Origin of the sequence: Bradyrhizobium sp. JR4.1 (assembly GCF_040548605.1) — a bacterium.
GTDB classification, from domain to species: Bacteria; Pseudomonadota; Alphaproteobacteria; order Rhizobiales; family Xanthobacteraceae; genus Bradyrhizobium; species Bradyrhizobium canariense.
The window spans coordinates 113605-134074 of sequence record NZ_JBEPRY010000002.1; the positions used below are offsets into that span (position 1 = coordinate 113605).

The 20470-nt window shown below is 64.1% G+C and carries 21 protein-coding genes; 8 read left to right on the forward strand and 13 right to left on the reverse strand.

Annotation, left to right across the window (positions count from 1 at the left end; all coding sequences use genetic code 11):
- The first annotated feature begins 133 nt into the window (after positions 1 to 133).
- Positions 134 to 1021, forward strand: a complete 888-nt coding sequence (locus ABIB90_RS05790; RefSeq protein ID WP_007599867.1) for a TauD/TfdA dioxygenase family protein — start codon at positions 134 to 136, stop codon at positions 1019 to 1021.
- Between the two features lie 154 nt (positions 1022 to 1175).
- Here ABIB90_RS05790 and ABIB90_RS05795 read toward each other — a convergent pair whose 3' ends face one another.
- Entirely contained in the window at positions 1176 to 1820 is a 645-nt protein-coding gene (locus ABIB90_RS05795) for a YqgE/AlgH family protein (protein WP_007599866.1), read from the reverse strand.
- Between the two features lie 142 nt (positions 1821 to 1962).
- On the opposite strand from ABIB90_RS05795, the gene ABIB90_RS05800 reads away from it, so the two are divergent.
- From ABIB90_RS05800 to ABIB90_RS05820, 5 genes are all read left to right on the forward strand, one after another.
- Positions 1963 to 2802, forward strand: coding sequence for a protein-disulfide reductase DsbD domain-containing protein (locus ABIB90_RS05800; protein WP_354200421.1), 840 nt, complete (start codon positions 1963 to 1965; stop codon positions 2800 to 2802).
- Between the two features lie 249 nt (positions 2803 to 3051).
- Positions 3052 to 4419: a flippase gene (locus tag ABIB90_RS05805; RefSeq protein WP_219682884.1), complete on the forward strand. Its 1368-nt coding sequence runs from the start codon at positions 3052 to 3054 to the stop codon at positions 4417 to 4419.
- Positions 4420 to 4472: 53 nt separating this feature from the next.
- Positions 4473 to 4709, forward strand: a complete 237-nt coding sequence (locus ABIB90_RS05810) for a hypothetical protein (protein ID WP_219682885.1) — start codon at positions 4473 to 4475, stop codon at positions 4707 to 4709.
- Positions 4706 to 5020: a type II toxin-antitoxin system RelE/ParE family toxin gene (locus tag ABIB90_RS05815; RefSeq protein WP_354200422.1), complete on the forward strand. Its 315-nt coding sequence runs from the start codon at positions 4706 to 4708 to the stop codon at positions 5018 to 5020. The genes ABIB90_RS05810 and ABIB90_RS05815 overlap by 4 nt, the downstream gene beginning before the upstream one ends.
- 230 nt (positions 5021 to 5250) lie before the next feature.
- Positions 5251 to 6075 carry a sulfite exporter TauE/SafE family protein gene (locus tag ABIB90_RS05820; protein ID WP_007599859.1) on the forward strand — a complete coding sequence of 275 codons (825 nt, stop codon included), beginning with the start codon at positions 5251 to 5253 and terminating at the stop codon, positions 6073 to 6075.
- 136 nt (positions 6076 to 6211) lie between these two features.
- Here the strand turns inward: ABIB90_RS05820 and ABIB90_RS05825 are convergent, their stop codons facing one another.
- From ABIB90_RS05825 to cysG, 12 genes are all read right to left on the reverse strand, one after another.
- A complete protein-coding gene (locus ABIB90_RS05825; RefSeq protein WP_007599857.1) occupies positions 6212 to 7000 on the reverse strand; it encodes a 3-hydroxybutyrate dehydrogenase in 789 nt (262 codons plus the stop codon).
- A 1-nt stretch (position 7001) separates the two neighbouring features.
- Positions 7002 to 8177 (reverse strand): DUF3734 domain-containing protein, encoded by a 1176-nt coding sequence (locus tag ABIB90_RS05830; RefSeq protein WP_354200423.1) that lies wholly within the window; start codon positions 8175 to 8177, stop codon positions 7002 to 7004.
- 78 nt (positions 8178 to 8255) lie between these two features.
- The gene (locus ABIB90_RS05835) at positions 8256 to 8759 is read right to left on the reverse strand and encodes a CAP domain-containing protein (RefSeq protein WP_219682889.1); all 504 of its coding nucleotides are present in this window, start codon (positions 8757 to 8759) and stop codon (positions 8256 to 8258) included.
- Positions 8760 to 8849: 90 nt separating this feature from the next.
- Positions 8850 to 9887 carry a sulfate/molybdate ABC transporter ATP-binding protein gene (locus ABIB90_RS05840; protein WP_354200424.1) on the reverse strand — a complete coding sequence of 346 codons (1038 nt, stop codon included), beginning with the start codon at positions 9885 to 9887 and terminating at the stop codon, positions 8850 to 8852.
- Positions 9877 to 10788: a sulfate ABC transporter permease subunit CysW gene (cysW, locus tag ABIB90_RS05845; RefSeq protein ID WP_007599850.1), complete on the reverse strand. Its 912-nt coding sequence runs from the start codon at positions 10786 to 10788 to the stop codon at positions 9877 to 9879. The genes ABIB90_RS05840 and cysW overlap by 11 nt, the downstream gene beginning before the upstream one ends.
- A gap of 10 nt (positions 10789 to 10798) precedes the next feature.
- Positions 10799 to 11584, reverse strand: a complete 786-nt coding sequence (gene cysT, locus ABIB90_RS05850; protein ID WP_354200646.1) for a sulfate ABC transporter permease subunit CysT — start codon at positions 11582 to 11584, stop codon at positions 10799 to 10801.
- A gap of 86 nt (positions 11585 to 11670) precedes the next feature.
- Positions 11671 to 12684, reverse strand: a complete 1014-nt coding sequence (locus ABIB90_RS05855) for a sulfate ABC transporter substrate-binding protein (RefSeq protein ID WP_088941139.1) — start codon at positions 12682 to 12684, stop codon at positions 11671 to 11673.
- A 112-nt stretch (positions 12685 to 12796) separates the two neighbouring features.
- Positions 12797 to 13528, reverse strand: a complete 732-nt coding sequence (locus ABIB90_RS05860; protein ID WP_354200426.1) for a phosphoadenylyl-sulfate reductase — start codon at positions 13526 to 13528, stop codon at positions 12797 to 12799.
- The gene (locus ABIB90_RS05865) at positions 13525 to 14040 is read right to left on the reverse strand and encodes a DUF934 domain-containing protein (RefSeq protein WP_007599845.1); all 516 of its coding nucleotides are present in this window, start codon (positions 14038 to 14040) and stop codon (positions 13525 to 13527) included. The genes ABIB90_RS05860 and ABIB90_RS05865 overlap by 4 nt, the downstream gene beginning before the upstream one ends.
- On the reverse strand, positions 14027 to 15682 hold the full coding sequence (locus ABIB90_RS05870) for a nitrite/sulfite reductase (RefSeq protein WP_007599843.1): 1656 nt from the start codon (positions 15680 to 15682) through the stop codon (positions 14027 to 14029). The genes ABIB90_RS05865 and ABIB90_RS05870 overlap by 14 nt, the downstream gene beginning before the upstream one ends.
- Before the next feature lie 11 nt (positions 15683 to 15693).
- On the reverse strand, positions 15694 to 16011 hold the full coding sequence (locus ABIB90_RS05875; protein WP_007599842.1) for a DUF2849 domain-containing protein: 318 nt from the start codon (positions 16009 to 16011) through the stop codon (positions 15694 to 15696).
- Positions 16008 to 17444 (reverse strand): siroheme synthase CysG, encoded by a 1437-nt coding sequence (gene cysG, locus ABIB90_RS05880; RefSeq protein WP_007599840.1) that lies wholly within the window; start codon positions 17442 to 17444, stop codon positions 16008 to 16010. The genes ABIB90_RS05875 and cysG overlap by 4 nt, the downstream gene beginning before the upstream one ends.
- A 245-nt stretch (positions 17445 to 17689) precedes the next feature.
- Here cysG and cysD point away from each other — a divergent pair, with 245 nt between their 5' ends.
- Positions 17690 to 18484, forward strand: coding sequence for a sulfate adenylyltransferase subunit CysD (gene cysD, locus ABIB90_RS05885; protein ID WP_026232781.1), 795 nt, complete (start codon positions 17690 to 17692; stop codon positions 18482 to 18484).
- A gap of 19 nt (positions 18485 to 18503) precedes the next feature.
- A complete protein-coding gene (cysC, locus tag ABIB90_RS05890; RefSeq protein WP_007599836.1) occupies positions 18504 to 20420 on the forward strand; it encodes an adenylyl-sulfate kinase in 1917 nt (638 codons plus the stop codon).
- The last annotated feature ends 50 nt before the right edge of the window (positions 20421 to 20470 follow it).

Consider the following 20470-nt stretch of genomic DNA (forward strand, 5'->3'; position numbering starts at 1 on the left):
GCCCCGGATTGCGCTTCGCACCATCCGGGCTATAGGCAGCTATGCGCACCGAGCGTTGACATCGCCCGTTACGGGAGTAACTTTTTCCTCGACAGAGCGGGACCAACCGCTTGCACGCCCGGGAGAAAACGCCATGACGATCGCCATCCGGCAACTTCAGACACATTTTGTCGGCGAGGTTTCCGGCCTCGATCTGCGACAGCCTCTCACACCAGATGAGGCGCGCGAGGTCGAAGCCGCCATGGACAAATATGCGGTGCTGGTGTTCCACGATCAGGACATCACCGACGAACAGCAGATGGCCTTTGCGCTGAATTTCGGCCAGCGCGAGGACGCGCGCGGCGGCACCGTGACGAAGGAAAAGGACTACCGGCTCCAGACGGGCCTAAACGACGTCTCCAATCTCGGCAAGGACGGCAAGCCGCTGGCGAAGGACAGCCGCGCGCATCTGTTCAATCTCGGCAACTGCCTGTGGCATTCCGACAGCTCGTTCCGCCCCATCCCGGCAAAATTCTCGCTGCTGTCGGCGCGCGTGGTGAACCCGAAGGGCGGCAACACCGAATTCGCCGACATGCGCGCGGCCTATGATGCGCTCGACGACGAGACCAAGGCCGAAATCGAGGACCTCGTCTGCGAGCACTCGCTGATGTATTCGCGGGGATCGCTCGGCTTCACCGAATACACCGATGACGAGAAGCAGATGTTCAAGCCGGTGCTGCAACGTCTCGTGCGCACCCATCCCGTGCATCGCCGCAAGTCGCTCTATCTCTCATCGCATGCGGGCAAGATCGTCGGCATGAGCGTCCCCGAGGGCAGGCTGCTGCTGCGCGATCTCAACGAGCACGCGACGCAAAGCGAGTTCGTCTACGTCCACAAATGGAAGCTGCATGATCTCGTGATGTGGGACAACCGCCAGACCATGCACCGCGTCCGCCGCTACGACCAGTCGCAGCCCCGCGACATGCGCCGCGCGACGGTCGCGGGCACGGAGCCGACGGTGCAGCAGCAGGCGGCGGAGTAGGCGCTACTCAGCAATCGGTGTCATCGCCCGGCTTGACCGGGCGATCCAGTACTCCGAGACAGCTGCGATAGAGCCGATACGCCCCGGCGTACTGGATGCCCCGGTCAAGCCGGGGCATGACAGCGGAGGGCGATACACGGCAGCGAGAATGGCGCTACGCGTGGCCCGCCTCGTTCGAGAGCATGCCGGGATCGATGCCGATCTTGCGCAGCGCGCGTCCGTATTTTTCGTCGACGTCGTCGCCAAAGATCAAATCCGAATCCGCGTCGCAATGCAGCCAGCCATTGCTCTGGATTTCGGTCTCGAGCTGGCCCGGCGCCCAGCCGGCATAGCCGAGCGCGAGGATGGCGTGCTTGGGACCGGAGCCGTTGGCGATCGCACGCAGGATGTCGACGGTCGCGGTGAGGCAGACGCCGTCGTCGATCCGGAGCGTCGCGTTCTCGATGTAGAAATCGCTGGAGTGCAGCACGAAGCCGCGGCCGGTATCGACCGGACCGCCGCGTAGCACCTTCATGCTTTCGGCATTCTCCGGCAGCTTGATGTGCTCGCCCTTCTTGATGATGCCGAGTTGCTCCAACAACTCGGGGAAGTCGATGCTGCCGGCCGGGTGGTTGACGATGATGCCCATCGCGCCTTCGGCGGAGTGGGCGCAGAGATAGATCACCGAGCGCTCGAAGCGCTCGTCGCCCATCACGGGCATGGCGATCAACAGCTGGCCGTCGAGGTAGCCCGCCGAACTCGGGAGCGCGGGGGCTGACTTGCGGGTGCTTTCGCCCGTCCTCTTGCCTGTGGGAGCCATCGGTGAAGCACTCCGGTTTCAGTTCCTATCCTGATGTCGGGCCGACCGGCTGTCAAATCAAGGCTTGCAGGGACTCGATTCAAGTGCATCCATCACAAGCAATTCAATGGTTTGCCGCGGGGTCACCCTGTAAAGACGTACCATGCTGACAAGAGTTCCCCTGCGTGCGGCGGTTGGCGTCGCGACAGCCCTGCTCGCGTCGTCGCTGGCGCTTGATGCCCATGCCGACGATTCATCGCCATGGCAACGCGACGGACATTCCGCGGTGCGGTTGCTGGCGGGATCGCGCAGCGGCGCCGTCCTGCTCGGCGGTATCGCCTTCCAGATCCAGCCCGGCTGGAAGACCTATTGGCGAATGCCGGGCGATTCCGGCGTTCCGCCGCGCTTCGATTTCTCGAAATCCGACAATGTCGAAGCGGTGACGGTGATGTGGCCGGCCCCGCAGAAATTCGACGACGGCGCGGGCGGCCATTCGATCGGCTATCACGACCAGATCGTGCTGCCCCTGCGCATCATCGCCAAGGCGGCCGACAAGCCGGTGACGCTGCGCGCCGAAATCAATTATGCGGTGTGCGAAAAGCTTTGCATTCCCGTCGAGGCCCGCGCCGAGCTCGGCTTCAACAGCGTCGCCTCGACCGAGGATGCCAATCTGCGTGCAGCGCTCGACACCGTGCCCAAGCCTGCCACCATCGGCGATCCCAACCCGCTCACCATCCGCGACGTCAAGCGTGACGGGCCCAAGAATGTCGTAGTCGACGTGGTCGCGCCCGATGCGCGCACCGTCAATCTCTACGTGGAAGGCCCGACGCCTGATTGGGCGTTGCCCATCCCGGCACCGGTCGAGCCCAGCCCACCGGGCGTGAAGCGATTTTCTTTCGAGCTCGACGGACTGCCGCCGGGCGCCAAGCCCGACGGCGCAGCGCTGAAGTTCACGCTGGTCGGACCGGAGAAGTCGTACGAGTTCAATACCAATTTGGAGTGATTGTCGTCCTGGACAAGCGGAGCGTAGATCCAGGACCCATTCCCCCAAGGCGTAGTGGTGGCGCGAAACTGCTAACCTCGAATCTTCGCCAAACCTCTCCCTGGGGTAATGGGTCCTGGCTTTCGCCAGGACGACGTTGGAGTTGCAACACACTCCACCCAACCGAATCTTAACGAATGGTTGCTAATCCCCTAGGCTAGCGCGGCAAGTCTGCCGCAGCATTCCTGTGCGCCTCGGGGATCCTTCGAATTGGCCGTGATGGATGCAGAACCCGCAACGACCGGACCTGCCGGCCTTATCGCGCGGCTGCGCCAAAAATTGACGGGCGGGTCGAGCGAGGCGTCGCTGACGCGGCGGCTGGCCGGCACCATCTTCGTCATCCGCGTGATCAGCGCCGGTCTTGCCTATTTCTCGCAGGTCCTGCTCGCGCGCTGGATGGGAACGTCGGACTACGGCGTCTATGTCTATGTCTGGACCTGGGTGCTGCTGCTCGGCAGCATGATGGACTTTGGCATCTCGGCCTCCGCGCAAAAAATCATTCCGGAATACCGCGGCCGTGGCGAGCATGCGCTGCTCCGCGGCTTTCTCTCGGGCAGCCGCTGGCTGACCTTTGCCGTTTCCGCACTGGTGTCGCTCGGCCTTGCCGGTATCGTCAAATTGCTGTCGCCCTGGATCGATCCGGCCGAAGAGCTGCCGCTCTATATCGGCTGCATGACGCTGCCCGCTTTCGTCGTCGCCAACACCCAGGACGGCATCGCGCGTTCGCATGACTGGATGCAGCTCGGCCTGATGCCGCAATTCATCATTCGCCAGGCGCTGATCATCGTCATCACGGCCTGCGCCTTCCTGCTCGGCTATCATCTCGGCGCGGTCGCCGCGATGGTCGCGAGCGCCGGCGCGGTGTGGATCGCGATGACCGGGCAGATGGTGGTGCTGAACCGCAAGCTCGGCGGTCATATCGAGCCGGGCCCCAAGGCCTACGACATCGGCGGCTGGCTCGCCGTGTCGCTGCCGATCCTGCTGGTCGAAAGCTTCTACCTGCTGCTGTCCTACACCGACGTGCTGGTGCTGCAGCAGTTCCGCCCCTCCGAGGAGGTCGGCGTCTATTTCGCCGTGGTGAAGACGCTGGCGCTGGTCTCCTTCATCCACTACGCGATGTCGGCGACAACAGCGCATCGCTTCGCCGAATACAACGCTGCGGGCGACAAGGCGCGGCTGTCGGCCTACGTGGCGCATGCCATCAACTGGACGTTCTGGCCGTCGCTGGCGGCGACCATCGTGCTGCTCGCGCTCGGCAAGCCGCTGCTCTGGCTGTTCGGGCCGCAATTCGTGGTCGGCTACGACATCATGTTCGTCGCCGCGATCGGTCTCGTGGTCCGCGCCGCGATCGGCCCGGTCGAACGGCTGCTCAACATGCTCGGCCAGCAGAAGATCTGCGCGCTGGCCTATGCGCTGGCGTTTGCGATGAACCTGGTGCTCTGCATCGCGCTGGTGCCGCGCTTCGGCGGCCACGGTGCTGCGGCCGCGACCTCGATCTCGCTCAGTTTCGAGACGGTGCTGCTGTTCTGGATCGTGCGACAACGGCTCGGCCTGCACGTGCTGGCGTTCGGACGCTAGCCATCGGCTCAAGGCGATTGGAAAGCCATCCGCCGCCTGATATGGTCGGATCCATGGCTGCAAGCGATCTGCGAAACCTTCTGGAACGTGCCCAGACTTGGCCTGAAGAGGCCCAGAAGGAGTTGGTTGCCATTGCCAGCGAAATCGAGAGTGAGCTGCTCGGCGGCGAGTATCTTGCAACGCAAGAGGAATTGCGAAGCATTGACGCGGCCTTGGCGTCGATAGATCGCGGCGAGGTCGCTACGGATGCCGAGGTTGCGGAGGCCTTCGCGAAATTTGCGCGGGGATGAAGATCGTCTGGACGCGAGGGGCGCTTGCTGATCTCGCGGACATCGCGACCTATTATGCCAGCAACGCCAGCCCTGTGATCGCGGAAGCTGTCGGCCAGAGATTCGTTGACGTCGTGGAACGTGTCCGTGTCGCGCCTTTCTCGGCGCTACGCGTTGCGCACCGTTCCGAGGTTCGTGTCGCAGCGGTCGTCCGCTACCCATTCCGGATATTTTACCGTGTCCGTGGCGACGTCATCCATATCGTCCACATCCGCCACACGTCACGGCGACCGGTCGCGGGGCTGAATGAGCCCGGAAGGCAATATGCCTAATCTAGAGCGTTATCGGTTCTGATTGAATGAGAACCGAAGCTCTGGATTCCGGTTTTGACGTCTAACCGAAATGTCCGTTTCGCGAGAGGGCGACGAATTGGAGAAAACGCCTCCGCTCCGCCCCCCTGCAGGAGGATTTTTCTTATTCGGTGCAAGCAGTTGCACCGCAGGGAAAGTTTATTCTACGTCATATTGCCCAACTGACGAGATGAACCTAAGATTCCCTGGACATGATCGATCCACTCTACGTCGCCTCGGGTTTCGGCGTCGGCCTGCTGGTCGGGATGACCGGCGTCGGCGGCGGTTCGCTGATGACGCCGCTGCTGATCCTGCTGTTCGGGATTCACCCATCGACCGCAGTCGGCACCGACCTGCTCTATGCCGCCGCCACCAAGACCGGCGGCAGCGTGGTGCATGGCTGGTCGCGCAGCGTGCACTGGCCGGCGGTGCTGCGGCTCGCCTGCGGCAGCCTTCCGGCGAGCGCGCTGACGCTGCTGGTGCTATGGAAGCTCGACCTCAAGAGCGATTCCGAGCGCAATCTCGTCAACCTCGTGCTCTGCTTCGCACTGCTGCTGACTGCGACCTCGCTGATCTTCCGCAGATCGATCATGGAGCGCTATCGCCGGCGCCTGGAGCAGGTCGATGACCGCACCACGGCGATCGCGACCGTCGTCACCGGAATCGTGCTCGGCGTGCTGGTTTCGATTTCATCGGTCGGCGCCGGCGCGGTCGGCGTCACCGTTCTGCTGCTGCTCTATCCGCGACTGCCGGTGGCGACCATCGTCGGCTCCGACATCGCCCATGCGGTCCCGCTGACGCTGATCGCTGGAATGGGGCATTGGGCGCTTGGCGACGTGGATTGGGCGCTGATGGGCGTGCTGCTGTTGGGCTCGCTGCCCGGCATCGTCGTCGGCAGCTTTAGCGCGACACGCGTGCCCGAGACGGTGCTGCGCCTGACACTTGCCTGCGTGCTGTTCGTGGTCGCCGGCAAGATCATGTTCGCGGAGCTGCACCTGTCCTCGGCATTCGAGACGGCGCTGGCCTGGACACACTGAACGGAGAACGGCGTCGTCCGATATCATCTTGTAGGGTGGGCAAAGCGAAGCGTGCCCACCACTTTTTTCCTCATTCGAACAAACGATGGTGGGCACGGCGCTGACGCGCCTTTGCCCACCCTACGGCACCGCCGAACTACTCCGCGGTCCAACCGCCGTCGATCGACAAATTCGTGCCGGTGATCTGCGCGGCATCGTCGCCGCACAGGAACAGCGCGAGGGCCGCGACCTGCTCGGAGGTGACGAACTCCTTGGTCGGCTGCGCGTCGAGCAGCACGTCGTTGATGACCTGCTCGCGCGTGAGATTGCGGGCCTTCATGGTGTCGGGGATCTGCTTCTCCACCAGCGGCGTCCAGACATAGCCCGGGCTGATGCAGTTGCAGGTGATCTTGCTGGTCGCGACCTCCAGCGCCACGGTCTTGGTCAGGCCGGCGATGCCGTGCTTGGCCGACACATAGGCCGACTTGAAGGGCGAGGCGACCAGCGAGTGCGCGGAAGCAGTATTGATGATGCGGCCCCAACCCTTCTTCTTCATGCCCGGGACGGCGGCGCGAATGGCATGGAAGGCCGAGGACAGGTTGATCGCGATGATCTGGTCCCATTTCTCCGGCGGGAATTCCTCGATCGGCGAGACGAACTGGATGCCCGCATTGTTGACGAGGATGTCGACCGAACCAAAACTCTTCTCGCCGAGCGCGATCATCCCGGCGATTTCGGCGGGCTTGGTCATGTCGGCGGGCGAATAGACCGCCTTCACGCCGAAATCGGACTCGATCTTGGTGCGCTCCTTCTCGATGTCCTCCGGCGAGCCGAAGCCGTTGATGACGACGTTGGCGCCGGCGGCGGCGAAGGCGCGCGCATAGGCGAGCCCGATGCCGCTGGTCGACCCGGTCACGACGGCGTTCTTGCCTGACAGACTACCCATATTACTCGCTCCTTTTTGGCGGGGGCACAGTGACGTCCCCCGTGAGATCGTAGGTCACCATGGTCTCGCCGGATTGCGGCCGCTCGAGCCAATCCTTGTGGCGCATCGACAGATGCACGTCACGCACGCCGGCTTCCCAATGCTCGACCATGGCGACATGCGAGAAATCGTAATCCTTGGACGAGGATTCGTAATTCTTGCTGCGGTAGATCAGGTGCACCACAGTAACGGTACTTTCGCGCGATACCTTGGCAAGGAATTCCACGGAAGGGTCGTTCTTGAGATAATCGGGCAATTTGGAAATCAGGTCGCGCACGGCCCTGCGGGCGTTGTGCACCTGCTTGTTCTTGTCGGTGTTCATCCGCGTGCGGCTCGAGAAGCGGATGTCCTTCTCGCGCTCGGTCGCCTCGAGCAGCGAGGTCGGCAGATCGCCGCGAGCGCTGAAAAGGTCGATCTGGAAGATGAGAAGATCGCGGTCGGTCTCGGCGTCCAGCACGTAGTCGAGCGGCGTGTTGGAGGCGATGCCGCCATCCCAATAATGCTCGCCCTCGATCACAACGGACGGAAAGCCGGGCGGCAGCGCGCCGGAGGCCATGATGTGCTCGGGGCCGATTTTCTTGCCGAGCTTCCTGAACTCGAAATTGTCGAAATATTTGAAGTTGCCGGAAGTGACGCCGACGGCACCGACCGACAGCCGCGTCTTCAGATCATTGATGCGGTCGAAATCGACCAGACGCTCCAGCGTCTTCTTCAGCGGTGCGGTGTCGTAATAGCTCTCGGCCTGCGGGCTGCCGGGCGGCCAGAGCGGCGCGGGCGGAATGCGCGGCGTGAAGAAGCCGGGCACGCCGAAGGTCGCGATCAATGCGGCGCTGGTCGAGTTGAACAGCTCGCGGCTGTGGTCGCTCTTGCCGATCGGCTTCCACGGCACCGGCGCGGAGACCATCTCCCAGAATTCCTTGAGCCGCTTGACGCGCGTCTGCCCTTCGTTGCCGGCGATGATCGCGGCATTGACCGCGCCGATCGAGATGCCGGCGACCCAGTCCGGCTCGAAGCCGGCATGGCAGAGCGACTGAAAGGCGCCGGCCTGATAGGAGCCGAGCGCGCCGCCGCCCTGGAGGACCAGGACACGTTGCGCGTTCGCGGGGATTGTTGCGACTTCTGGACTATGATCAATCATGCGGGAACAGTAGCAGATGGCGAGCGACCGTGGCGACAGTCTGCCGCGGCGTCAATGCATCCCGGGATCAAGTCTGGCTTATCGGGCGTCCGTCGAGGCCAGGATCATGGTCCAGAACACCTTGTATTTGGTGCCGGGAGCATAGCCCGCCGCGATGCCCAATTTTGTGACACCGCTCTTGAGCATGTTGGCGCGGTGCGGGGGCGAGTCGCGCCAGCCGGAAAACGCTTCCGCCAGCGTATGATAGCCGGCCGAGACGTTCTCGACCGCAACGGTCGCCGGATAGCCGCCGGCGCTGAGGCGCTTAGCCAGCGGCGCGCGGACGTCGTGGTCCATCTTGTTGGCGGCAGCCATGGCCTGGGACTGAGATTCGGCGAGACTCATCAGGGCAGGATCGATCACGACGGTGCCGAGCCCGTTGTTCTGGCGGTATTGCGAGATCATGATCGCTGCCGCCTGCGCATCGAGCTTTGCGCCCGGGACAGCCATATCGGCATACATCGAGGGCTGCTGGACCGGTGCCTCGTTGCCGGCACAGCCGGCGAGCAGCAAAAGGATGAGTATCGCGGCCGCGACGCGCATGAACAGGAGCCCCCAAATCAGGCGCCGTTGTTGCATACCAACCGTGGCTGAAAGGTGAATATTGAGGAAAAATTGACCCGTTGAGTGCGCTCAGGTGCCCGCAAAGATCCGGTAGCGGCGGGGCTCCAGGCCGATCGTGTCGCCGGCGCGCAGTTCCCTGTCGCGGGGAGCGTCAATCTCGATGGTTTCTCCGCCTGATAGTGCCACCTCGGCCCGCTGCACGGGACCGAAATTCCGGACATGCCGCACGGCGCCCTCAAAGGCACCGCTGCCGGGCGGGCCAACCAACATGTCGTGTCGCCGCACGAACAGTCTTGACGCGCCAGGCGCATGCCCGTCTGCCGCGAGCCGAAGCGGCCGGTCGCCGAGCGTGATGAGACCGTCCGCGATCAGGACCGGAAGCTCGATGGATTCGCCGATGAAGCTGTGGACGAAGGCGGTCGCCGGGCTCTCATAGACGTCATCGGGCGAGCCGATCTGCTCGATCTTGCCCTTGTCCATCACCACCACGCGGTTGGCGACTTCGAGCGCCTCCTCCTGATCATGGGTGACGAAGATCGAGGTGACGTTGATCTCGTGGTGCAGCGAACGCAACCATTTGCGCAGCTCCTTGCGCACCTTGGCATCAAGCGCGCCGAAGGGTTCGTCGAGCAGCAGGATGCGCGGCTCGATCGCGAGCGCGCGGGCCAGCGCGATGCGCTGGCGCTGGCCGCCGGAGAGCTGGCTCGGATAACGGTCGGCGAGCCAGTCGAGCTGCACGAGATCGAGCAGCTCCTTGACGCGCGCGCGGATGGTCGCTTCGTCCTTGCGGATCGCGCGCGGCTGCACGCGCAGCCCGAAGGCCACGTTCTCGAACACCGTCATGTGGCGGAACAGCGCGTAGTGCTGAAATACGAATCCGACGTGCCGCTCGCGCGCGCCCTGCGCCAACGCATCCTCGCCGTTGAAGGACACCTCGCCGGAATCGGGCCAGTCGAGCCCGGCGATGATCCGCAGCAGCGTTGTTTTGCCCGAGCCGGACGGCCCGAGCAGCGCGAGCAGCTCGCCGTCATTGACCTTGAGGTCGACGCCGTCGAGGGCTTTGAAACTGCCGAACTTCTTGACGAGATTCCTGACTTCAATGCTCACTTGCGTCATGTCCTTCGTCGAGGTGATTTTCCAGAACGGTCTTGGCGATCAGCGTGATCAGCGCCAGCATCGCCAGCAGCGAGGCGATCGCGAACGCCGCGACGAACTGGTATTCGTTGTAGAGAATCTCGACCAGCAGCGGCATGGTGTTGGTCTCGCCGCGGATATGGCCGGAGACGACGGAGACCGCGCCGAACTCGCCCATCGCGCGCGCGTTGCAGAGCAGGACGCCGTAGAGCACGCCCCATTTGATATTGGGCAGCGTGACGCGGAAGAAGGTCTGCAGGCCCGAGGCGCCGAGCGAGATCGCGGCCTCCTCCTCCTGCGTGCCCTGCTCCTGCATCAGCGGGATCAACGCCCGCGCCACGAAGGGGAAGGTCACGAAGGTGGTCGCAAGCGCGATGCCGGGCACCGCGAACAGGATCTGGATGTCGTGATCGCGCAGCCAGCCGCCGAAATAGCCCTGCGCGCCGAACAGCAGCACGAAGACGAGACCCGAGATCACCGGGCTGACCGAGAACGGCAAATCGATCAGCGTGATCAGGAAGGTCTTGCCCGAGAATTCGAATTTTGCAATCGCCCAGGCCGCGACGAGACCGAACACGAGATTGAGACCAACCGAGATGGCCGCCACCACGAGCGTCAGCTTGATCGCGGACAACGCTTCCGGGTCGGCGAGCGCGGAGAGATAGGCGAGGACGCCCCTTGAGAAAGCTTGTGCGAAGACCAGGGCCAGCGGCAGCACGACGAACATGGTGAGAAAGATCACCGCCAGCGCGATGATGACGATGCGGACCGCCTTTGGCTCGGTGCGGAGATTGTTGCGTGCGGCCGCGGCATGCGCGCGTGCCCTGGCGTCCGGAGCCGAAAGTGAGACGGAATCTGCGATCTGCATCGTCATCGCATCCTCCTCAGCGCACAGGTATCCGGCTCTGCGCCCAGCGCTGGAGCCGGTTGACGGCGAAGATGATGACGAAGGAGACGACGAGCATGACGACGGCGATCGCGGTCGCATCGGCATAGCGGAATTCGGACAGCCGGATCACGATCAGCAATGGCGCGATCTCGGAGACATTCGGCAGATTGCCGGCGATGAAGATCACCGAGCCGTATTCGCCGACCGCGCGCGCAAAGGCGAGCGCGAGCCCGGTGAGCAGCGCCGGCCCGAGCGAGGGCAGGATCACGCGAATGATGGTCTGCCAGCGGCTGGCGCCGAGACTGCCCGCGGCTTCCTCGATCTCGGGATCGAGGTCCTGCAGCACCGGCTGCACCGTGCGCACCACGAAGGGAATGCCGATGAAGATCATGGCAACGAAGATGCCGACCGGCGTGAACGCCACCTTGATGCCGAGCGCGGCAAGCGGCGCACCCAGCCAGCCCTTCTCGGCGAACAGGGCGGTCAGCGCGACGCCGGCAACGGCCGTCGGCAGTGCGAACGGCACATCAACGATGGCATCGAAGAGGCGCCGGCCCGGAAAGCGGTAGCGCACCAGCGCCCAGACGATGATGCTGCCCATTACCAGATTGACGCAGGCCGCCGCGAAAGCGAGTCCGAACGACACCCGCAGCGCGTTCAGGGTGCGGCGGCTGGAGAGGATGTTCCAGAATTGCTCGGGGCTCAGCTCAAGCGATTTCAGGAACAGCCCGGCGAGCGGAATCAGGATGATCAGGGTCAGCCAGGAAAGCGTCAGTCCCATGGTGAGACCGAAGCCCGGCAATGTCCGGCGTCGTGCTGCGATTACGCTCACCAGGCCCCCTGCTAAACCCCTCCGACGGCGCCCGATCAGTTCTTGTAAATCTGGTCGAAGACGCCGCCGTCGGCAAAATGTTCCTTCTGCGCCTTGGTCCAACCACCGAAAACGTTGTCGATCGTGAATAGTTCGACCTTGGCGAAGGCGTTTTCGTATTTTTTCGCGATCTCGGCATCGCGCGGACGATAGAAATTGCGCGCGGCGATCTCCTGACCTTCCTTGGTGTACCAGTACTGAAGGTAGGCGTCGGCAGCGTTGCGGGTGCCTTTTTTATCGGCGACCTTGTCGACAATCGTAACCGGCGGCTCGGCGAGGATCGACAGCGGCGGCGCGACGATCTCGAACTTTTCGGGGCCGAATTCCTTAAGCGCGAGATACGCCTCGTTCTCCCAGGCGAGCAGCACGTCGCCGACGCCGCGCTCGACGAAGGTCACGGTGGCGCCGCGCGCGCCGGTATCCAGCACCGGAACCTGCTGGTAGAGTTTTCCGATGAAGTCCTTGGCCTTGTCGGCCGAGCCGTATTTCTTCTGCGCAAAGCCCCAGGCGGCAAGATAATTCCAGCGCGCACCACCCGACGTCTTCGGGTTCGGCGTGATCACGGCAACGCCCGGCTTGAGCAGATCGTCCCAGTCCTTGATAGCCTTGGGATTGCCCTTCCGCACCAGGAACACGATGGTGGAGGTATAGGGCGATGAATTCTGCGGCAGTCGCTTCTGCCAGTCGGCTGCGGTGAGCCCTTTCCCAGCGATGGCGTCGATATCGTAGGCAAGCGCCAGCGTCACCACGTCGGCCTGCAATCCGTCGATCACCGCGCGCGCCTGCGATCCGCTGCCGCCATGCGACTGCTTGATCTCGACGCTCTTGCCGGTTTCCTTCTGATAGGCAGCCGCGAACGACTTGTTGAACTCGGCATAGAGCTCGCGCGTCGGATCGTACGACACGTTCAGCAGATTGATGTCAGCAGCGAGAGCCGAGCTTGCCAAAGAAGCCGTCACGAGGAGGCCTGCCGCGAGCGGGACGATACGGCGCATCATGTCCATCTCCATTTACCTCGACGACATCTGTGTCATCGATGGCATGCGGGCATAACTCGGGTCGAAACGCGCTCAAGTCAACGGAACCGGATTTCCTTGTTCGTAGCCGGGCAGCGCGACTGTGCTACGAAATCTTCATCGTATGGATGCCGCATTCTGTCTTCGCTCGGCCGCGCCAGCGACCGGCGCGTGCGTCCTCGCCTTCGGCCGTTCTGCTGGTGCAAGGCATACACCCAACCGACAGAAAACCGGAGGCGGCCAGTGGATGACGCGGCAATTTGGCGCGGACGAAAATCGCTTCGAGTTCCTCACGCGAGACATTGGCGAAGGGGTTGAACTTCAACCTTGTGCCATCGTCTTCGACCACAGGAATGTCGGCGCGGGTACTGCCCTGGAAGCGCTTGCGACCGTTGAGCCATGCATCGAACGGTTTCAGCGCACGCGCCAGCGGCTCGACCTTGCGAATACGGCAGCAGGCATCCGGATCGGAGAACCAGAGGTCGCGATCGCCATCCTCGCGCGCCAGCGTCTCCTCCGCCGGCTTGATCGAGCGGACATCCTTCAGGCCGAGCATCGCAATCAGCGTATCGCGATAGGCAAGCGTCTCCTCAAACAGCCAGCCGGTGTCGAGAAAAATCACCGGGATCGCCGGATCGACGTCGGCCATGACCTTCAGCAGCGTCGCCGATTCTGTGCCGAAGGACGACACCAGCGCAAGCTTGTCGCGCCCGACCGTCTTCAGCGCAGCGGCGATGATTTCGGCGGGCGAGGCATCGCGCAAGGCGCGATCGAGCTCCTCCGCCGAAGGCAGCGCAGAGGCGGAGATTGACGAAACTGAAGACGCGATTGCGTTCACGTGCCGACACCCTCGGAATGACGCAGCTGCATGCGCCGGTGCAGCGCGGTGATGCGGCCATCGCCGGTCGGCTGGTAGAACACCGAATAGCGCTTCGCGGTCTGCATGAAGGCTTCCGCGTCGGCCTGCTTCTTGACCTCGAAGGAATCGAAGCCGGCGCGCAGCATGAACACGAACTGGTCGCGCAGCACCTGGCCCGTGGCCCGCAATTCGCCGCGGTAGTTGTAACGCTCGCGCAGCAGCCGCGCCTGGCTGTAGGCGCGCCCGTCGCGGAAGGTCGGGAAGACCAGCGCGACCACGGCGATCTTGCCGAGGTAGGGCACCAGTTCGGCGATGTCGCGATTGTTCGGCCAGATCACGCCGACCTTGCCGGCCCGCTTGAGCAGCGTATCCACCTCGCCGATGAAACGCTCGGCCGGGACCAGGACATCGCCGCTCTCGGGTAGCGGCGTGTCGACGGCGAGCTTGACGAAGCTGTCGTCGGCGATCTTTCCGCCGTTAACGAGTGGCATAGACGCGCTCCTTGAAGGGTTCGACGCCGAGGCGCTTCACCGTGTCCATGAACAGCTCTTCGGGCCGCTCGCGCAGCGCCAGATAAGCTTCCACGATGTCCTCGACCACGTCGGCGACCTCGTCGAACTTGACGCCTGGACCGATCAGATTGCCCAGCGCGGCGCTCTCGTCGGCGCGGCCGCCGATGGTGATCTGGTAGACTTCCTCGCCGTTCTTCTCGACGCCGAGAATGCCGATATGGCCGACATGGTGATGGCCGCAGGCATTGATACAGCCGGAGATGTTGATGTGGAGCCGGCCGATCAGATTGGCGAGTTCGTGGTTGGCGAAGCGCCGCGTCAGCTCCTGCGCGATCGGAATCGAGCGCGCATTCGCCAGCGAGCAATAGTCGAGGCCCGGACAGGCGATGATGTCGGTGATCAGATTGACGTTCGGGGTTGCCAGCCCGAGCTTGTCGAGCGCCTTCCACAAGCCCGGCAGGTCGCGCTTGGCGACATGCGGCAGCGCCAGGTTCTGCTCGTGGCCCACGCGAATCTCACCGAAGGAATATTTGTCGGCGAGATCGGCGAGCGCATCCATCTGCTCGGCGGTGGCATCGCCCGGAGGCGCGCCGATCGGCTTCAGCGAGATCGTGACGATGGAATATCCCGGGTTCTTGTGCGGGGCGACCGAGTTCTTGCGCCATGCCTCGAAATCCGGATCGGCCGCGGCCTGGCGCAGTTCGTCCGGATTGTGCGGCAGCTTCTCGTAAGCGGGGTAGGTGAAACGCGAGCGGATGTCCTCGATCACCTCGTCGTCGATCTGGAGCGAGGAGTTGCGGATATGCTGCCACTCCTCCTCGACCTCGCGCGAGAATTTTTCGATGCCGAGCTCGTGCACCAGGATCTTGATGCGCGCCTTGTAGATGTTGTCGCGGCGGCCGTACTGGTTATAGACCCGCAGGATCGCCTCGATGTAGCTGAGGATGTCGCGGCCGTGGACGAAGTGCTTGATGGTCTTGGCGATGAACGGCGTGCGGCCGAGACCGCCGCCGACCAGCACCTCGAAGCCGGTTTCGCCCTTCTCGTTCTTGATCAGACGCAGGCCGATATCGTGGATCTTGATCGCGGCGCGATCGTGATCCGACGCGGTGATCGCGATCTTGAACTTGCGCGGCAGGAACGAGAATTCCGGATGCAGCGTGGTGTGCTGGCGGATCAGCTCCGACCAGATACGGGGATCCTCGATCTCGCCGGGCGCGACGCCGGCCCACTGGTCCGAGGTGACGTTGCGCATGTTGTTGCCGGAGGTCTGCATCGCATGGATGCCGACCTCGGCGAGATCAGCCAGCGCGTCCGGCAGTTCGGCGAGCTTGATCCAGTTGAACTGGATGTTCTGCCGCGTGGTGAAATGGCCGTAGCCGCGGTCGTATTTGCGCGCGACGTGGGCCAGCGCCCGCAACTGGTTCGACGCCAGCGTCCCGTAGGGGATCGCGACACGGAACATGTAGGCGTGCAGTTGCAGATAGACGCCGTTCTGAAGCCGCAGGATCTTGAACTCGTCTTCGGTGAGCTCGCCGGAGAGGCGGCGCTTCACCTGGTCGCGGAATTCCGAGACGCGCTCGTTGACGAGCGTGCGATCGATTTCGTCGTAAGCGTACATGGGAGAATGCCTTAAACCTGGACCGGCTGTCCGATGGTCACGCCGGTGCGGCGGATCTGTTCGCGCAGATTGCCGGGTTCGACCTTGCCGTCGGCGCCGACCTGTACCGGGGCGATATAGGGACCGATCGCGCCGACGTCATCGGCCACGGACTCGGCAAGCAACGCTTTCGCCTCGTCGGAGTTGCGCACGATCGCAGCTTCCGACAGGTCCGCGGACCAGCTCTTGGCGGCGGTACGGTACACCACGATGCCGTCCCAGGTGCGATTGGCGGTCACGACCGAGGGGCCGGCGATCTTGATCTTCTTCTGTTCAAGCGGGGAGGTCATTCGGCTGCATCCAATAGGTCAGAGATGATTTGCTTTGGGGTTTTCTCGGCGGTTTCGCGGCGAAGCGAGCCGGCATGCCGGACCACGTCGCCGATGATGAGAATGGCGGGACCGCCATGGGTCCGGCGCACCAGTTCGGGCAGGTCGCGCAGCGTGCCGATCGCGCCTTGCGCATCGGGACGCGTGACGCGGGCGAACACGCCGACGGGCGTCTCCGGCGAACGGCCGGCGGCCAGGAGACCGGCGCGTATGGCCGGCGCAGCCGTCATGCCCATGTAGACCACGACGGTCATCCTGGTGTCGGTCAGCGTCGACCAGTCCACGACTTCCGCGTCGCGCGCCTTGTGCGCGGTGAGGAAGGTGATGCGGGTGGCTTCATGACGGTAGGTGAGCGGCACCTCGAAATCGGCGGCGCCGCCGAGCCCTGCGGTGATGCCGGGAATGATCGAATAGGCAACGCCGGCGGCACGCAGGGCTTCGACTTCTTCGCCGCCGCGACCGAACACGAAGGGATCCCCGCCCTTCAGCCGCACCACGCGCTGGCCGGATTGCGCGGCCTCAATCATGCGCTTGTTGATGGCGTCCTGCCCGATGCCGGGCTTGCCGACGCGGCGTCCGACCGGCACGCGCGTGGTGTCGCGGCGGATGCGATCGAGAATCTCGGGCGAGACCAGCTCGTCATGGAAGACGATATCGGCGTCCTGGAGCGCGCGCAGCGCCTTGATGGTGAGCAGATCCGGATCACCCGGACCGGCGCCGACCAGCGCGACCGAGCCTTCCGGCTTGTCGGCCCGCGCGAACGCGGATGGATCGGAGATCGCCTTGAGCGCAGCGTCCGCCTCGCTTTTGCGGCCGGCCAGAACGGCGGCGCCGATCGGGCCGTCGATGATGCGCTCCCAGAAGCGGCGGCGCAGCGGAAACTCGGCAATACGTTCGTTGATGGATTTGCGGAAGCCGCCGATGAATTCGGCCAGCTCGCCGATGCGCGCCGGCAGCAGCGCCTCGATCTTTTCGCGCACGCGCCGCGCCACCACCGGCGACGTGCCGCCGGTGCCGACGGCGACGACGACATCGCCGCGATCGACGATCGCCGGGAAGATGAAGCTCGAATGCGCGAGATCGTCCATGACATTGACCGGCAGGCCGAGTGCCTTGGCGCGGGCCGACATCGCCACGCCGACATCGCCGGCGCCGGCGCAAACGACGGCGATGATGCCCGAGAGATCGGCGGTCAGCGGGTCGGCGGCCGCGATGTTGATACGCGCCGCGTCCTCGGAGCTCAGACCCAGGTCCTGATTGCCGTCGATCGCATGCACGCGGATGCGCGCACCGGCAGCGGCCAGAACGCGCAGCTTGGCGCGCAGAAGCTCACCCGCACCGATGAGGACCACCGGACCGGCCTTGAGATCGAGGAACACCGGCAAGAACCGCATACGATACTCGCTCCCCCCAGATCCGGGGTTGACTGGAATTATTTTCTATATATGTGTCGTTTCTAGCGCGCAAAGAGAAAATTTTTTCTTCTCTCTTGCACCGCAACTATAGAATTTTCGCCTCCAAACGCAAAGTGGCAGAGATGCATCTTCTCAAGGACAATTCCACCGCTGGCGGGCTGAGCAGCCCCGCTCTCGCCGAGCGCGTGCCCGCGCAAGAATTTTCTGCCGACCTGGCACCGAGCATGGACCATCTCGACCAGCTCGAGGCCCAGAGCATCTATATCTTCCGCGAAGCCTTCGGCCGCCTCAAGAAGATTGCCCTGCTGTGGTCGCTCGGCAAGGACTCCAACGTCATGATCTGGCTGGCGCGCAAGGCGTTCTTCGGCCGTCTGCCGTTCCCGGCCCTCCATGTCGACACCGGCAAGAAGTTTCCGGAGATGTATCGCTTCCGCGATCACTACGGCAAGGAATGGGATCTCGATCTACGCGTCGAGCCCTGCCCGCCGATTGATGCCGTCGACCCAACGTTGCCGCCGGCTGCCCGTTCCGCCGCGCGCAAGACCGAGGGCCTCAAGATGGCGCTCGCCAAATACGGTTTCGACGGACTGATCGCCGGCATCCGCCGCGACGAGGAGGCAACGCGCGCCAAGGAGCGCGTGTTCTCGCCGCGCGGCTTGGAGGGCAATTGGGACGTGCGCGATCAGCCGCCGGAGTTCTGGGACCATTTCAATGCGTCGCCGCCGCAAGGCGCGCATTTGCGCATCCATCCGATCCTGCATTGGACCGAGTCCGATATCTGGGCCTACACCAAGCGCGAGAACATCCCGATCATCCCGCTGTATCTGTCGCAAAACGGCAAGCGCTATCGCTCGCTGGGTGATCAGGACATCACCAATCCGGTCGCCTCAAACGCGTCGACCATCGACGAGATCCTGATCGAACTCGAGCAGACCAAGGTGCCGGAACGTTCCGGCCGCGCGCTCGATCACGAGACCGAGGACGCTTTCGAGCGCCTGCGTGTCGCCGGCTATCTCTGATCAAGGACGCGAGCGTCGTATGAACATGATCGTCACCCCCGCTTCGCCCGCCACCCCGAACGGCACCACGCGTCCGCAGGTCCGCATCGTCATCGTCGGCCATGTCGACCACGGCAAGTCGACGCTGGTCGGCCGCCTGCTGCACGAGACCGGCAGCCTGCCCGACGGTAAGCTCGACATGCTCAAGGCCGTCAGCGCGCGGCGCGGCATGCCGTTCGAATGGTCGTTCCTGCTCGACGCGCTCCAGACCGAGCGCGACCAGGGCATCACCATCGACACCACGCAGATCCGCTTCCGCACCAATTCGCGCGACATCGTGCTGATCGACGCACCCGGCCACGCCGAATTCCTGCGCAACATGATCACCGGCGCCTCGCAGGCCGACGGCGCGGTGCTGATCATCGACGCGCTCGAAGGCGTGCGCGACCAGACAAGGCGGCACGGCTATCTCCTGCATCTGCTCGGCGTGAAGCAGGTCGCGGTCGTCGTCAACAAGATGGACCGCGTCGACTTCTCCGCCGAACGCTTCAAGGAGATCAGCGACGAGATCTCGGCGCATCTGCAAGGCCTCGGCGTGAAGCCCACGGCCGTGATCCCGATTTCCGCCCGTGACGGCGACGGCGTCGCCGAGCGCACCGACCGCATCGACTGGTACAAGGGTCCGACCGTGGTCGAGGCGCTCGACCGGCTCGAGCCGGCGCGGCCGCTGGAAGCGCTGGCGCTGCGCCTGCCGGTGCAGGCGATCTACAAATTCGACGATCGCCGCATTGTTGCGGGCCGGATCGAATCCGGCAGCCTGGTTGCCGGCGACGAAATCGTGATCATGCCGGCCGGCAAGATCGCCAGGATCAAGACGGTCGAGAGCTGGCCGGTGACGCCGGTCGCAGGACGTCAGGGCGCAGGCCGCTCGGTCGGCATCACGCTCGACCGCGAGCTGTTCCTCGAACGCGGCGATATCATCGCGCATACGAACAGCGCGCCGCGCGAGACGCGACGGCTGCGCGCGCGGATCTTCTGGCTGCACGACAAGCCGCTGGCCAAGGGCGACCAGCTCCTGGTTCGCTGCGGACCGAAGGAAAGCCGCGCCACTGTCGTCGCAATCGAGAAGGCGGTCGATCCCGGCGAGCTGTCGAGCGTCGAGAACAAGGCGATCGGGCGCAACCATGTCGGCGAGATCGACATTTCCCTTTCGAATCCGATTGCCACCGATCCCTACACCGAGAATCCGCGCACCGGCCGTCTCGTGATCGAGGTGTCCGGGCGCATCGCCGGCGGCGGTCTCGTGCTGTCGGTCGACGCCGGTCAGCGCGCTCTGCCCGTCGACATCGTGCCGGTGGAATCCGCGCTGCGGCCCGACGAGCGCTCCGCGCGCTATCGTCACAACGGCGCCGTGGTCTGGCTCACCGGCCTCCCCGCCTCCGGCAAGTCGACTCTCGCAAAAGCGCTGGAGCGGCGGCTGTTCAGCAATGGCGGCTCGCCGATCCTGCTCGACGGCGATACGCTACGCGCCGGGCTCAACAGCGATCTCGGCTTCTCGGCCGCCGATCGCAGCGAGAACATCCGCCGTCTCGCCGAAGTCGCGACGCATCTCGCCCGCAACGGCCACATCGCCATTGTCGCCGCCGTCTCGCCCGCCCGCGAGGACCGCGCCACCGCGCGCCGCATCGCCGACACTGCGTTCCGCGAGATTCACGTCGCGACGCCGGCGGAAATTTGCGAGGAGCGCGACCCCAAGGGCCACTACAAGAAGGCCCGCGCCGGCACGCTCGCGTCGTTCACCGGCATCGGCAACGACTACGAGACGCCGCAAGCCGCTGAGCTCGTGATCGACACCTCGACGCGGACGGTCGCCGAGGCGGCGGACGAGATCGAACGGATGCTCAAGACGACCGGCGTGCTGTTCGACGAACTCGTGGACCTCGCCGCGAATATTTGAGCCGGGCTGCTGCCCCGACCCGTGCTGTCGTCCTGGCGAAGGCCAGGACC

Bases quoted from the DNA above. Each gene is read 5' to 3' on its own strand.
- ABIB90_RS05790 (WP_007599867.1), top strand. From the start codon at position 134: ATGACGATCGCCATCCGGCAACTTCAGACACATTTTGTCGGCGAGGTT.
- ABIB90_RS05795 (WP_007599866.1), bottom strand. From the start codon at position 1,820: ATGGCTCCCACAGGCAAGAGGACGGGCGAAAGCACCCGCAAGTCAGCC.
- ABIB90_RS05800 (WP_354200421.1), top strand. From the start codon at position 1,963: ATGCTGACAAGAGTTCCCCTGCGTGCGGCGGTTGGCGTCGCGACAGCC.
- ABIB90_RS05810 (WP_219682885.1), top strand. From the start codon at position 4,473: ATGGCTGCAAGCGATCTGCGAAACCTTCTGGAACGTGCCCAGACTTGG.
- ABIB90_RS05815 (WP_354200422.1), top strand. From the start codon at position 4,706: ATGAAGATCGTCTGGACGCGAGGGGCGCTTGCTGATCTCGCGGACATC.
- ABIB90_RS05820 (WP_007599859.1), top strand. From the start codon at position 5,251: ATGATCGATCCACTCTACGTCGCCTCGGGTTTCGGCGTCGGCCTGCTG.
- ABIB90_RS05825 (WP_007599857.1), bottom strand. From the start codon at position 7,000: ATGGGTAGTCTGTCAGGCAAGAACGCCGTCGTGACCGGGTCGACCAGC.
- ABIB90_RS05830 (WP_354200423.1), bottom strand. From the start codon at position 8,177: ATGATTGATCATAGTCCAGAAGTCGCAACAATCCCCGCGAACGCGCAA.
- ABIB90_RS05835 (WP_219682889.1), bottom strand. From the start codon at position 8,759: ATGCGCGTCGCGGCCGCGATACTCATCCTTTTGCTGCTCGCCGGCTGT.
- cysW (WP_007599850.1), bottom strand. From the start codon at position 10,788: ATGACGATGCAGATCGCAGATTCCGTCTCACTTTCGGCTCCGGACGCC.
- cysT (WP_354200646.1), bottom strand. From the start codon at position 11,584: ATGGGACTGACGCTTTCCTGGCTGACCCTGATCATCCTGATTCCGCTC.
- ABIB90_RS05855 (WP_088941139.1), bottom strand. From the start codon at position 12,684: ATGGAGATGGACATGATGCGCCGTATCGTCCCGCTCGCGGCAGGCCTC.
- ABIB90_RS05865 (WP_007599845.1), bottom strand. From the start codon at position 14,040: ATGCCACTCGTTAACGGCGGAAAGATCGCCGACGACAGCTTCGTCAAG.
- ABIB90_RS05870 (WP_007599843.1), bottom strand. From the start codon at position 15,682: ATGTACGCTTACGACGAAATCGATCGCACGCTCGTCAACGAGCGCGTC.
- ABIB90_RS05875 (WP_007599842.1), bottom strand. From the start codon at position 16,011: ATGACCTCCCCGCTTGAACAGAAGAAGATCAAGATCGCCGGCCCCTCG.
- cysG (WP_007599840.1), bottom strand. From the start codon at position 17,444: ATGCGGTTCTTGCCGGTGTTCCTCGATCTCAAGGCCGGTCCGGTGGTC.
- cysD (WP_026232781.1), top strand. From the start codon at position 17,690: ATGGACCATCTCGACCAGCTCGAGGCCCAGAGCATCTATATCTTCCGC.
- cysC (WP_007599836.1), top strand. From the start codon at position 18,504: ATGAACATGATCGTCACCCCCGCTTCGCCCGCCACCCCGAACGGCACC.